The organism is Pseudomonas sp. GW821-FHT05D12 (genome assembly GCF_059419825.1).
Map to the genome: position 1 here is coordinate 467,071 of NZ_JBWKSN010000001.1, position 13,110 is coordinate 480,180.

A 13,110-nucleotide genomic window follows, 5' to 3' on the forward strand; every position below is an offset into this window, starting at 1 on the left:
TTTTGCGTGTAAAACAGAATGTTTCTCGACAACTCACGGCATAATGCGCGCCGTGGCATTTACAGACAGATGAGCGAGGCGGTCCGACGTGTTGAAGAAAACCCTGTTCCAGTTGCACTGGTTCTTCGGCATCACTGCCGGGCTGGTGCTGGCCTTGATGGGGATCACCGGGGCTGCGGTCTCGTTTCAGGATGAAATACTGCGGGCGCTCAACCCGACGGTGCTCAGCGTGCAAAAACGCGAGGCCGGGGTACTGCCGCCCGCCGAATTGGTGCGCAAGCTCGAAGCCACCGAAGGCAAAACCGTGTCGATGCTGTGGGTCGAAGGCGAAAGCGGCAACGCCGCGCGCGTGTTCTTCACCCCGCCACCCGGCGAGCGCCGTGGCCAGATGCGCTACTTCGATCCCTACACCGGCGACTACATGGGCGATGCTGTCGGCCAGGATGTCTTCGGCTTTATCCTGCAACTGCACCGCTTCCTGGTCATGGGTGAAACCGGCCGGCAGATTACCGGTGCGTGCACGCTGATCCTGGTGTTCTTCTGCCTCTCCGGCCTGTACCTGCGCTGGCCACGCCAGGTGGCAAGCTGGCGTGCCTGGCTGACCCTGGACTGGCGCAAAAAAGGTCGCAGCTTCAACTGGGATCTGCATTCCGTGTTCGGCACCTGGTGCCTGCTGGCCTACCTGTTGTCGGCGCTGACCGGCCTGTCGTGGTCCTACGACTGGTACAGCCAGGGCCTGACCAAGCTGCTGTCCGATGCCCCGCAAAATGAACGGGTGCGCAAACGTGGCCCGGCACCCGAAGGCCCTTTGCCGGTGGCCAACTATGACGCGATCTGGAGCAGCATCTACAGCAATGCCGGTCCCGGCCTCAGCGCCTACAACATCCGCATGCCCGCCGTCGCGGGGCAGCCGGCCACCGTCTACTACCTGTTGAAAGACTCGCCCCATGACCGAGCGCTGAACCAGATCAACCTGGACCCGGCCACCGGCGAGGTCAAATCCCACGACCAGTACGCGAGCAAGAGCCTCAAGTCGCAGCTGCTGACCAGTATTTACGCGCTGCACACCGGCAGTTATTTCGGCGTGGCGGGGCGCATCATCCTCACCGTCAGCTCGCTGCTGATGCCGTTGTTCTTCATCACCGGTTGGCTGCTGTACCTGGACCGCCGGCGTAAAAAACGCCAGGTGCGCGATGCACGCAAAGGCCTCGGCGCCAACCCCAGCGATGCCCCGGCCTGGTTGATCGGCTTTGCCAGCCAGAGCGGCTTTGCCGAGCAGTTGGCCTGGCAGACGGCCGGGCAATTGCAGGCTGCCGGCTTGCCGGTGAAGGTGCAGCCCTTGGGCAGTGTCAGCCAGGACGACCTGCGCCAGTCGCAGAATGCGCTGTTTGTAGTCAGCACCTTCGGTGACGGCGAAGCGCCCGACAGCGCGCGGGGTTTCGAGCGCAGCGTGCTCGGCCAGGACATGTCCCTCAAGGGCCTGAACTACTCGGTATTGGCCCTGGGTGACCGACAGTACGAACACTTCTGCGGCTTTGCCCGCCGCTTGCATTTCTGGCTGACCAACCAGGGCGGCAACCCGTTGTTCGCCCCGGTCGAAGTGGATAGCGGCGACAGCGCCGCGCTGCTCAATTGGCAACAACAACTGGGACAGCTGACAGGGCACGCACCGGCCGCCGCCTGGCCGACCGCCCAATACGAAAACTGGACGCTGAGCCAGCGCACCCTGCTCAACCGCGACAGCACAGGCTCGGATGTCTACCTGCTCGGCCTCACCAGCACGTCGCCACAGCGCTGGGAGGCCGGCGATCTGGTCGAAGTGCTGCCGCGCAACTGCCCATGGGCCATCGAGCACTTCCTGGAAGGACTGGGCCTGGCCGGCAGCGACGGCGTACTGATCGACGGCTTGGCGCAAACCCTCAACCAGGCCCTGGCCACACGCCAATTGCCGGACAACCGCGCGCACCTGGTGGGCCTGCATGCCCAGGCACTGGTGAATGCACTGGCGCCGCTGGGCATGCGCGAATACTCCATCGCCTCGATCGCCAGCGACGGCGTGCTGGAACTCATCGTGCGCCAGGAGCGCCACCCGGATGGCGGCCTGGGCGTCGGCTCGGGTTGGCTCACCGAGCATGCGGCCATCGGTGCCGCAATCAGCCTGCGCCTGCGCCGCAACAGTGGCTTCCACCTGCCGGACGCGCCCGTGCCGTTGATCCTGCTGGGCAATGGCACGGGCCTCGCTGGCCTGCGCAGTTTGCTCAAGGCGCGCATTGCCGATGGCCAGCAGCGCAACTGGCTGTTGTTCGGCGAACGCAATATCAAGCATGACTTCCTGTGCCAGGACGAGCTGCAAGGCTGGCTCGCCAGCGGTGACCTGGCGTTGCTGGACCTGGCGTTTTCACGCGACCAGGAGGAAAAAATCTACGTGCAGGATCGCCTGCGTGAATCGGCCGAGGTACTGCGCAGGTGGCTGGCAGAAGGCGCGGCGATTTATGTGTGCGGGAGCCTGCAGGGGATGGCGGCCGGGGTGGATCAGGCGTTGGTGGACATACTCGGCAGTGACGCGGTGGAGCGCTTGATCGAACAAGGCCGCTACCGCCGCGACGTCTACTGATGATCAACTGTGGGCGCTGGCTTGCCTGCTCCCACAGTCTTGAGCGCAGGCCAATCAGGCGGGTTGCAGCTTTTGCTCGAACACCGAGACGCCATCCAGGTCACGCAGGATCACGGTCAACTCCGCAGTCTGCCCATCGATCTGCACCTCGCCAAAAAACTGGAAACCCGCAAACGGCGACGTGTTCTGCGCCGGTGGGGCCTTCTCGAACACCACCTCGGGGCCAAAGGTCTTGTCCAGCGGATTAGGCCCGAAGCTCCCCGCATTCAACGGCCCGGCGACAAACTCCCAGAACGGCTCGAAATCCTGGAACGCCGCGCGATCCGGGTGATAGTGATGCGCGGCGCAATAATGCACGTCTGCCGTCAGCCAGACATGGTTGCGCACCTGCTGTGCACGCAGGAACCCGAGCAGCTCGGCGATTTCCAGCTCGCGGCCCTGGGCCGGGCCCGGGTCATTGTTGGCGATGGCTTCCCAACGCGGCACGCCGGGGCTGACTTCGCCGTCGGGCACGCCGAGGCCGATGGGCATGTCGGCGGCGATGACCTTCCACTGCGCCTGGGAAGCCTTGAGTTCGCGCTTGAGCCAGTCCAGTTGCTCGCGGCCGAGGAAGGGCTTTTCTGCGCCCAGGTTGTCGTCGTTGGGGCCGCGATAGCTGCGCATGTCGAGCACGAACACATCCAGTAGCGGACCATAGCTGAGCTTGCGATAAATGCGCCCGCCTCCATCGGCGGCTTGCCGGCGCATCGGCGAATATTCCAGCCAGGCCTGACGCGCGCGGCCGACCAGGGTGTTGATGTCCTTGGTCTGGTAGCGCTCGTCGAGCTGCTTGCTCGGCGACCAGTTGTTCACCACTTCATGGTCGTCCCACTGCCAGATCTGCGGCACTTCGGCATTGAAGCGGCGCACGTTTTCATCCAGCAGGTTGTAGCGGTAATTGCCGCGATATTCATCCAGGGTTTCGGCGACTTTGCTCTTGGCCTCGGTGGTGATATTGCGCCAGATGCGCCCGCCTTCGGTGGCCAGTTGCGCGGGCACCGGGCCGTCAGCGTAGATGGTGTCGCCGCTGTGGATAAAAAAATCCGGCAGGCGCAGGCGCATGGCTTCGTAGATGCGCATGCCGCCGATCTCCGGGTTGATGCCAAAGCCCTGGCCCACGGTGTCGCCGCTCCACACAAACCGGATGTCACGGCGCTGTTGCGGCACGCTGCGCAGGTGGCCGAACCAGGGCTCGCTGGCCACGCCGGTCTGGGCGTCTTCGAAGTGCACGCGATAGAAGATCGCCTGGTCGGCGGGGAGCCCGGTGAGTTCGACGCGGGCGGTAAAGTCGGTGCGGCTGTCGGCCAGCGGCGAGACGAATTTGCGCGGGTTGCTGAACACGCTGCGGGTGTCCCACTCCACCACCATCTTCGCCGGGCGGTCGCTGCGGCTCCAGATCATCGCGCGATCGCCCAGCAGGTCGCCGGACTGCACGCCATCGGTGAGTTGCGGACGATCTTTCACCGAAGCGATCACCGCCGGGGCCAGGCCCGGCAGCAACAGGCCGGCGCCGACGGCTTGCATCACGCGGCGACGGCCGAGGTCGAAGTGGCTCATGCAGGTGCCCTCTTGAGTATCAAAAGGGCAACTTAACCACGCCGGGATGAAAGCCAGATGACACCCCAGTGTAGGCGCCGGCAAGCCGGCCCCTACAGGGTCAGGCAGGGGCGACGGCCAGCTCCACCGCTTCCGGGCGCTTGATCAGCGCGTACACCAACCCGGTCAGCAGGCTACCCGCGACAATCGCCAGCAAGTACAGCAACGCATGGTTCATCGCATTCGGGATCACCAGCACAAACAGGCCGCCATGGGGCGCCGCCAGTTTGCAGCCGAAGTACATCGACAGCGCGCCGGTCAACGCGCCGCCGGCGATGCTGGCCGGGATCACGCGCAGCGGGTCCTTGGCGGCAAACGGGATCGCACCTTCGGAGATAAAGCACAGGCCCAGGATCATCGCGGCCTTGCCGGCCTCGCGTTCGGTCTGGGCGAACTTGCGCCGCGCCAGGAACGTGGCGATGCCCATGCCGATCGGCGGCACCATGCCGGCGGCCATGGTCGCGGCCATCGGTGCGCCACTCTGCGCGGCCAACAGGCCGACGGAAAACGCATACGCGGCCTTGTTGATCGGCCCGCCGAGATCCACGCACATCATGCCGCCCAGCAGGATGCCCAGCAGCACCGCATTGGTGGTGCCCATGGTACTGAGAAAATCCGTCAGCCCGGTGAGCATGCGCGCCACCGGCGGGCCGACCAGGTAGATCATCGCCAGGCCGGTGAACAGGCTAGCGAGCAACGGGATGATCAGGATCGGCTTGAGCGCTTCCAGGCTCTGCGGCAACTTTACCGCGCGGGTGATCAGCTTGACGCAGTAGCCGGCGAGGAAACCGGCGAAGATCCCGCCGATAAACCCGGCGCCCAGCGTCCCCGCGAGCAGGCCGCCGATCATGCCGGGCGCAATGCCCGGACGGTCGGCAATCGAGTAGGCGATATAGCCTGCCAGCAACGGCACCATCAGCATGAAGGCGCGGTCGCCGACGGTTTTCAGCGCCGCCGCCAAGGTGCCTTCCTGTTCGAACGCGTGGATGCCGAACACGAATGACAAGGCGATCAGCAAGCCGCCCGCCACCACCATCGGCAACATGAACGACACGCCCGTGAGCAGGTGTTTGTAGACGCCGGTTTTTTCCGGCTTCTTGGTCGCCGCACCGCCGGCCGCACTTTCCACCGCACCTTCGGCCAGGGCCTTGTTGAGGGTCGCTTCGGACTGCTTGAGCGCAATACCGGTGCCGCAGCGGTAAATTTTCTTGCCGGCGAAGCGCTCGGTGGCGACTTCAATGTCGGCCGCCAGCAACACCACATCGGCGTCTGCGATGGCCTGCGGGCTCAACGGCGTGCGGGCGCCGACTGAGCCTTGGGTCTCGACCTGCAAGTCATACCCCAGGCGCTTGGCCGTTTGCTGCAAGGCCTCGGCAGCCATGAAGGTGTGGGCCACGCCGGTGGGGCAAGCCGTGACGGCAACAATGCGCGGGACGTTTTTCGCGGCGACGGGGGCCGTCGCGACATACACCTGCGCCTCTTGCGCACCACGGCGCAAGACCGCCTCGACATCCGCCAGCGCCTGGGCCGGGGTGCTCTGGAACACGCGCTTGCCGACAAACCGCTGCATGTCCACCGCGGTGCTGCTGACCAGCAACACCCATTCGGCCGCGTCGAGCGTCGCCTGGGACAGCTGGCGTTCCGGACGTTGCACGTCGACCACTTCGACGCTGGTGCTCCAGCCTTGACGCTGAGCGGCTGCGTCCAACAAGCGGGCGCACAGCACACTGGTGACCATGCCGTTCGGGCAGGCAGTAACAATGGCTAACTTCATCACAATCCCTCTTATTGTTCTGTCAGCGTGCGGACGTCGACGCCGTTTTGCAGGCGCGCCAACTGCGCGTCATCGCTGATGCCAAAACCGATCTGCGTCACCGCCATCGCGGCAATCGCCGTCGCGCGGCGCAGGGTGTGCTCCGGTGTATCGCCACTGAGCAGACCGTGAAGCATCCCGGCCAGCAGCGAGTCACCGGCGCCGACCGTACTGGCGACCGTCACCTTCGGCGGCGTGGCATGCAGGGCCCCCTGCGGGCTGTACCAGGTCACGCCTGCGGCGCCGTCGGAGACGACCACGTGTTCCACGCCTTGCTGATGCAGTTGGTGGATGACGTCAGTGGAATGCCCCAGGGCATCGGCCAGTTCCTCGGTATTGGGTTTGACCAGCCATGGGCTGGCCTTCAGACCGGCGCGCAGGGCCTCGCCGCTGGTATCCAGGGCGACTTTCAAACCCAGGTCCTTGAGTTGCGCCAGCAAGTCCTGGAACCACTGCGCACTGACGCCGCGCGGCAAGCTGCCAGCCACCACCACGGCATCGAACTCAGGGCCGATCACCGCGAGCAGCTTGAGCAAGGCGTGTTGTGCCTGCTCGCTCACCAGCGGCCCCGGCGCGTTGATGTCGGTGACCCGACCGTCCTGTTCGGCAATCTTGATATTGCTGCGGGTTTCGCCCGGCACGCGAATGAACGCGTCGCCAAACCCTCGGCTGGCGATCAGCGCCTCGAACGCCTCGGGGTTGGCCGCACCGAGAAAGCCGCCCACGCTCACCTGATGGCCGAGGTCGGCCAGCACCTGCGCGACATTCACGCCCTTGCCGGCCGCGTGGGTCAGCAGGGTTTCGCTACGGTTGACTTCACCCGGCTCCAGGCGCCCCAGGCGTACCGTCAGGTCCAACGCCGGGTTCAGCGTCAGGGTCAGAATCATTGCCATCTACACGGCCTCCACAAGGGCACGCACTTCGGCGGGCGAACCCACCGCGAGTGCTTTTTGCGCCAGGCCCTGGGCCTCGCTCAGACTGAATTCACGCACGCGCGCCTTCACCTCAGGAATGCTGCGGGCCGACACGCTCAGCTCATCCACCCCCAGCCCGACCAGCACCGGCACTGCCAGCGGGTCTGCCGCCAGCTCACCGCACACGCCCACCCATTTGCCCTGGGCATGGGCGGCGCGCACGGTGATGTCGATCAGTTGCAGCACAGCCGGATGCAGGCCGTCGGCCTGGGCCGACAGGGTCGGGTGGCCACGGTCGATGGCCAGGGTGTACTGGGTCAGGTCATTGGTGCCGACGCTGAAGAAATCCACTTCCTTGGCCAGCACCGGCGCGAGCAATGCCGCAGATGGCACCTCGATCATGATCCCCAGTTGCAGATCGGCTACCGGGATTTCCAGGCGCAGGCGCTCGGTCATGTCGCGGGCCGCGCGCCATTCATCCACGCTGCCGACCATGGGGAACATGATGCGCAACGGGCGGTTGTCCGCTGAGCGCAGCAGCGCGCGCAATTGCGCCTCCATGATCTGCGGACGTTGCAAGGTCAGGCGAATCCCGCGCACGCCCAGGAAGGGGTTTTCTTCCTCGGCGATCGGCCAATACGGCAGCGGTTTGTCGCCGCCCACATCGAGGGTGCGCACCACCAGCGGGCGACCGCCCAGGCCGTCGAGCACGCGGCGGTATTCGGCTTCCTGGGTGGCTTCATCCGGCGCTTGCGGATGGGCCATGAAAATCAGTTCGGTGCGCAGCAAGCCAATGCCTTCGGCGCCCTGCTCCACCGCGCTGGCCACACCGGCGCTTTCGCCGATATTGGCGAACACTTCCACCGCGTGGCCGTCACGGGTCAGGGCCGGTTCATGGCGCTGGGCCGAGGCGGCTTGCAGGCGTTGTTCGCGGGTATCGCGTTCGACGGTGGCCCGTTGCAGGGTGGCGGCATCGGGGTCGACATGCAGGCGGCCACGCTGGCCATCCAGCAACAACGCGGTGCCGGCAGCCAGCAGCAACACCGTCGGACCGGCGCCCACCAGCGCGGGAATCCCCAGGGCGCGGGCGACGATGGCGCTGTGGGCCGTGGCACCGCCACGCGCGGTGAGGATGCCGGCGACGCGCGCCGGGTCCAGCCGCGCGACGTCCGAGGGGCCCACTTCGTCCATCACCAGGATGTAGGGTTCGCTGGGCTCCTGGGCGGTTTCGACGCCGCACAGTTGCGCCAGCACGCGGCGACCAATGTCGCGCAAATCGGCCGCGCGCTCGGCGAGCAAGGCGTCCTGCAACGACTCCTGCTGTCTGGCGGCGGCTTCGATCACGCTCATCCAAGCCGCTTCGGCGCTTTCGCCTTGCTTGAGGCGGGTGTCGACTTCGTCGGTGAGTTCCGGGTCGTCGAGCATTTCCTGGTGGGTGATGAAAATTTCGCGGATGGCCTTGGCCTGGCTGCGTTCGATCAGGCCCTGGATATCACCGCGCACATCGGTCAATGCGGCCTGCAGGCGCTGGCGCTCGATGACCGAGGACTCGCCGCGCAGCGGGTAGTCGAACACCTGTTGAACCTGGACATGCGCCGGGCCAATCGCGATGCCGGGGGCGGCGGCGATGGCCTGGAGCTGGCTGCCGGCCAGCGGTGCGCTGAGCACCGGTGCGCTATCCGGAGTGGCAGGCTGGGCGCTCACGGTCGGCAGCGGCTCGACTTCTTCGCCGAGGCCGGCTTCAACGGCAGCGAACAGCGCGGGCAGCGCATCACCGGCAATCGCCGGTTCAGCGACAAACTCCAGCACCTGGCCACGTCGGGCGCCGAGGCTGAGCAACTTGCTCAGGCTCTTTACCGACACAGCGCCTACCGGGCCGTCGACAATGCGCAGGCGGATATCGCCGTCGAAACTTTTCGCCAACTGCGCGAGGATCTTCGCCGGCCGCGCGTGCAGGCCATGGGCATTGGCGAGGGTGACGCGCACGCTGGGCCAGTCCAGCGGCAGTTCGCCACCCAACACTTCGAGCACCGCGCGGCTGCTGGTGGCGCGGCCCAACTCCTGGCCGCGCCCTTCGATCAGCAATGCACACAGGCGCTCCAGCAGGGCCTGGTGCGCTTCGCCCAGGCTGGCCAGGCAGAACAGGCCGTTGAGCGGCTGGCCAAGGTAGCGCATGGGTTTGTCCGGGGTGACAAACGCCAGGCCCGGGCGCTTGACGGTCTGCTCGCTGTGCAACCACCACAGGCCATCGCCCAGGGGCAGCGCATCGACCTGTTGCAAGACGGCGGCGAAACCATTGCTCACACAATCGGCCTGACGCAACAGGCGGGCGCCGCGCCATACCAGCTCTTCAAAATCATCGGCGGACACGCCCAGGCTGATCATCTGCGCGTCCAGCGCCAGCTCCTGTGGCGCACCCTGCAACAGTTTCAGCAGCGCTTCGGCACTGCCGGCACGCCGCAGCGCCTGGCCCAGGTCGGTTTCACCGAGGGCACGGGTAAGCAGTTGCAACAGGCGCAGGTGTTCATCGGACTTGGCCGCGATGCCGATCGCCAGGTAGACGATCTGGCCGTCGCCCCAGTCCACCCCTTCGGGGAACTGCAGCAGGCGCACGCCGGTGGAGAACACCTGGTCGCGGGTTTCGGGGGTGCCGTGGGGGATGGCAATACCTTGGCCGAGAAAGGTCGAGCCTTGGGCTTCACGGGCTTGCAAGCCACTGAGATACCCCTCGGCGACCAGGCCGTCAGCCACCAGTTTGTCAGCGAGCAGGTGCAGGGCGGCAGATTTATCCACAGCCGTCTGGCCCATGGAAATCTGCTCTACAGTGAGCTCAAGCATGCCGTTCTCCTAGTTAGTGCGGGGGCCGCACTAGGTATTGTTTTGAATAAAACAGTGTAAGGGCGTTTCGGGATAACTGACTGAGCAGTCAATTGGCAGTAGTTACTCAGTCGCGAACGTCGTAAAAATACGCTGGCTGAAACGTTTAATCTAGAATTTATGGCAGATTACGCGTTAATTGCGCATCCTTGAAGGACCACTCGGCACTTGCGCTGAGACATTGGTCGCGTGCCGTAATCGGTTACGATTGGACAAAATGTCGGGGCAAGCTCCAAAAAACAAGGAAATCCCGGTTTGAAACTCAGTGATATCGCGCGTCTCGCCGGTGTGTCCGTGACCACCGCCAGCTATGTCATCAATGGCAAGGCTGAACAGCAACGGATCAGCAACGCCACCGTCGAACGGGTGCGTGCCGTGGTCGAAGCCCATGGCTTCACCCCCAACCCCCAGGCCGCCGGGCTGCGCAGCCGGCACACGCGTACCTTGGGGTTTATCCTGCCGGATCTGGAAAACCCCAGTTACGCGCGCATCGCCAAGCTGCTGGAGCAAGGCGCACGGGCACGTGGCTATCAGTTGCTGATCGCCAGTTCCGATGACGAGGCCGACAGCGAGCGCCAACTGCTGCAGCTGTTCCGCGCGCGCCGTTGTGACGCGCTGTTCGTCGCCAGCTGCCTGCCCGCCAGCGATGACAGTTACCGCGAGTTGCAAGCCAAGGGCTTGCCGGTGATCGCCATCGACCGGGTAATGGAGCCTGGGCAGTTCTGCTCGGTGGTCAGCGACGACCGCCAGGCCTGCCAGCAATTGACCAGCAGCCTGCTGCAACCGCTGCCCAAGCAGATCGTGCTGATCGGCGCGCGCCCCGAGCTGAGCATCAGCCAGGAGCGCGCGGCAGGTTTCCATGAGGCGCTGCAAGGCTTCAAGGGCGAGGTATTGGTCGAACACGGCGAAGCCTTCAGCCGTGACTGTGGCCGACAACTGATGGAGCAATTACTGCAACGCCTGGGGCATTTGCCTGACGCGCTGGTGACCACGTCCTACGTGCTGCTGCAAGGCGTGTTCGATGCGCTGCATGACTTCCCGTTGAAGTCGCGACCCCTGAGCCTCGGCACCTTTGGTGACACCCAACTGCTGGACTTCCTGCCGTTGCCGGTCAACGCAATGGCCCAGCAGCACCAACTGATCGCCGACACCGCCCTGCGCCTGGCCCTGGCCGCCATCGAAGACGAGCAGTACCAACCCGGCGTGCACGCCATCGGCCGCACGTTCAAGCAGCGTATTCACGAGGCTTGAGCGTGGAGCTGATCGACACCCACACCCACCTGGACTTCCCGGACTTCGACAGCGATCGCCGCGAAGTCCTCGCCCACAGCCACGCGCTGGGCGTTCGGCGCATGGTGGTGTTGGGCGTGTATCAGCAGAATTGGCAGCGGCTGTGGGACCTGGTGCAAGCAGACGAAAGCCTGTTCGCCGCCTTCGGCCTGCACCCGGTGTACCTCGATGATCATCGACCTGCCGACCTGACCGAGCTGGGCGACTGGCTGACCCGCCTGCAGGGCCATCGGCAACTGTGCGCCGTGGGCGAGATCGGCCTGGATTATTTCCTCGAAACCCTGGACCGCGAACGCCAGCAACACCTGTTTGAAGCCCAGCTCAAGCTCGCCGTGGACTGCCAACTGCCGGCATTGCTGCATGTACGCCGCAGTCACGCGGCGGTGATCGCCACCCTCAAGCGCATCCGCCTGCCACGGGGCGGCATCATCCATGCCTTTGCCGGTAGCCGGGAAGAAGCCCGCGAGTACATCAAGCTCGGCTTCAAACTGGGACTGGGCGGCGCCGCTACCTGGCCCCAGGCCTTGCGTATGCACAAGGTACTGGCGCAATTGCCGTTGGACGCGGTGGTGCTGGAAACCGACTCACCGGACATGGCGCCCGCCATGTACCCTGGCCAACGCAATAGCCCGCAGCATTTGCCGGCGATCTGCATCGACCTGGCCGCGCGCATGGGGACCACGCCCTTATTGCTGGCTGAGGCGAGCACACGCAATGCGTGCGAGGTGTTCAACTGGTAGTGCCGGCATGACCGCTTGCAGGTCCAGGGTGATCCGCTGCCGCGAACGGGCATAACGCAATGCCAGGAAGTGCACCAGCAGCACCACCAATGACACGTTGAGCTGGCCGATCACACTGATCAATCCCACCCACTCCGCCACCAGTGCCACGATCAGCACCACACACGTCAGGACCGCCATGCTCGGATGCACCAGCGCCCAGTGGTCGAGCGCCTTGAACTGACGCAGTTGCCGCGGACAGCTCAGCTGCAACACCCGATGACAATACGGGCAATCGAAGGGCTCTTCGATGGCGATGGCATTCAACTGCCAAGGCTTGAGCTCAAACGTGATGTCGCAATGGGCGCAGTGCCCTTTGATGCCGATTGCCGTGGCCATCGCCGTGCTCCCCAGTACCTTGAGTGTGTGAAACAAATTCTCACCCATTCACACAGCCACAGAAGAGCGAGCGGCGAATCAAGACACGAACTACGTCATAAGTAGACAATTCCTACTCTTGCGCCTTACACACGAAACGCCCCGATCAGTTGCTTCAATTCGATCACCTGCATCGACAGCTGCCGGCTCGCCGCTTCGGTCTGATGTGCGCCCTCGGCCGCATGCTCGCCGGCACGATTGATTTCGACGATGTTCTGGTCGATATCGTGGGCGACGGCGGTCTGCTGCTCCACCGCGGCGGCAATCTGCTGGTTCTGATCGACGATCATGCCTACGGCCCCGAGGATGTTTTCCAGGGCCTGCTGGACTTTTTCCGACTGCCCTACCGTGCCATTCGCCATTTCATGGCTGGTGCCCATGGCCTTCACCGCGGCTGCCACCCCGCTGTGCAAACGACTGATCATCTGCTCGATTTCTTCGGTGGAATGCTGGGTGCGGCGGGCCAACGTGCGCACTTCATCGGCCACCACCGCAAACCCGCGCCCCTGCTCACCCGCCCGCGCCGCCTCGATGGCAGCATTGAGCGCGAGCAGGTTGGTTTGCTCGGCGATGCTCTTGATCACTTCCAACACGCTGCTGATCGACTGGCTGTCGGTGGCCAGCTGGTTGATGACCCGCACCGACTCATCGATCTCCGAGGCCAGCCGGGCGATGCTGCCCTGCTGGGATTGCACCAGGCCACGGCCGCTGACAGTTTCATCATTGACACTGTGGGCACTGCTGACCGCCGCCGCCGCACTGCGCGCGACTTCCTGGGCAGTAGACGACATCTGGTTCATGGCCGTTGCG

Annotated in this window: 9 protein-coding genes; 3 read left to right on the plus strand and 6 right to left on the minus strand. The window is 64.7% G+C overall.

Features of this window, described 5'->3' with window-relative positions; translation table 11 throughout:
• Nucleotides 1–88: 88 nt before the first annotated feature.
• A complete protein-coding gene (locus AC07SI_RS02155) occupies nucleotides 89–2,614 on the plus strand; it encodes a PepSY domain-containing protein (protein ID WP_495004984.1) in 2,526 nt (841 codons plus the stop codon).
• A gap of 54 nt (nucleotides 2,615–2,668) precedes the next feature.
• Here the strand turns inward: AC07SI_RS02155 and AC07SI_RS02160 are convergent, their stop codons facing one another.
• The 4 genes from AC07SI_RS02160 to ptsP all read right to left on the minus strand — a co-directional run bounded on the left by AC07SI_RS02160 (nucleotide 2,669) and on the right by ptsP (nucleotide 9,814).
• A complete protein-coding gene (locus tag AC07SI_RS02160) occupies nucleotides 2,669–4,210 on the minus strand; it encodes an alkaline phosphatase D family protein (protein ID WP_495004985.1) in 1,542 nt (513 codons plus the stop codon).
• Nucleotides 4,211–4,310: 100 nt separating this feature from the next.
• Complete coding sequence (locus tag AC07SI_RS02165; protein ID WP_213550598.1) at nucleotides 4,311–6,023, minus strand: PTS fructose-like transporter subunit IIB; 1,713 nt, start codon at nucleotides 6,021–6,023, stop codon at nucleotides 4,311–4,313.
• Nucleotides 6,024–6,034: 11 nt separating this feature from the next.
• Nucleotides 6,035–6,955: a 1-phosphofructokinase gene (pfkB, locus tag AC07SI_RS02170; protein WP_106805175.1), complete on the minus strand. Its 921-nt coding sequence runs from the start codon at nucleotides 6,953–6,955 to the stop codon at nucleotides 6,035–6,037.
• On the minus strand, nucleotides 6,956–9,814 hold the full coding sequence (gene ptsP, locus AC07SI_RS02175; protein ID WP_495004986.1) for a phosphoenolpyruvate--protein phosphotransferase: 2,859 nt from the start codon (nucleotides 9,812–9,814) through the stop codon (nucleotides 6,956–6,958).
• 294 nt (nucleotides 9,815–10,108) lie between these two features.
• On the opposite strand from ptsP, the gene cra reads away from it, so the two are divergent.
• Nucleotides 10,109–11,104: a catabolite repressor/activator gene (gene cra / locus AC07SI_RS02180; RefSeq protein WP_065900599.1), complete on the plus strand. Its 996-nt coding sequence runs from the start codon at nucleotides 10,109–10,111 to the stop codon at nucleotides 11,102–11,104.
• A 2-nt stretch (nucleotides 11,105–11,106) separates the two neighbouring features.
• Nucleotides 11,107–11,883 (plus strand): TatD family hydrolase, encoded by a 777-nt coding sequence (locus AC07SI_RS02185; RefSeq protein ID WP_495004987.1) that lies wholly within the window; start codon nucleotides 11,107–11,109, stop codon nucleotides 11,881–11,883.
• Here AC07SI_RS02185 and AC07SI_RS02190 read toward each other — a convergent pair.
• Nucleotides 11,830–12,261, minus strand: coding sequence for a hypothetical protein (locus tag AC07SI_RS02190; protein ID WP_065900596.1), 432 nt, complete (start codon nucleotides 12,259–12,261; stop codon nucleotides 11,830–11,832). The genes AC07SI_RS02185 and AC07SI_RS02190 overlap by 54 nt on opposite strands.
• A gap of 125 nt (nucleotides 12,262–12,386) precedes the next feature.
• On the minus strand, nucleotides 12,387–13,100 hold the full coding sequence (locus AC07SI_RS02195) for a methyl-accepting chemotaxis protein (protein ID WP_371920711.1): 714 nt from the start codon (nucleotides 13,098–13,100) through the stop codon (nucleotides 12,387–12,389).
• Nucleotides 13,101–13,110 lie beyond the last annotated feature (10 nt).

Bases quoted from the DNA above. Each gene is read 5' to 3' on its own strand.
- AC07SI_RS02160 (WP_495004985.1), bottom strand. From the start codon at position 4,210: ATGAGCCACTTCGACCTCGGCCGTCGCCGCGTGATGCAAGCCGTCGGC.
- AC07SI_RS02165 (WP_213550598.1), bottom strand. From the start codon at position 6,023: ATGAAGTTAGCCATTGTTACTGCCTGCCCGAACGGCATGGTCACCAGT.
- pfkB (WP_106805175.1), bottom strand. From the start codon at position 6,955: ATGGCAATGATTCTGACCCTGACGCTGAACCCGGCGTTGGACCTGACG.
- ptsP (WP_495004986.1), bottom strand. From the start codon at position 9,814: ATGCTTGAGCTCACTGTAGAGCAGATTTCCATGGGCCAGACGGCTGTG.
- AC07SI_RS02190 (WP_065900596.1), bottom strand. From the start codon at position 12,261: ATGGCCACGGCAATCGGCATCAAAGGGCACTGCGCCCATTGCGACATC.
- AC07SI_RS02195 (WP_371920711.1), bottom strand. From the start codon at position 13,100: ATGAACCAGATGTCGTCTACTGCCCAGGAAGTCGCGCGCAGTGCGGCG.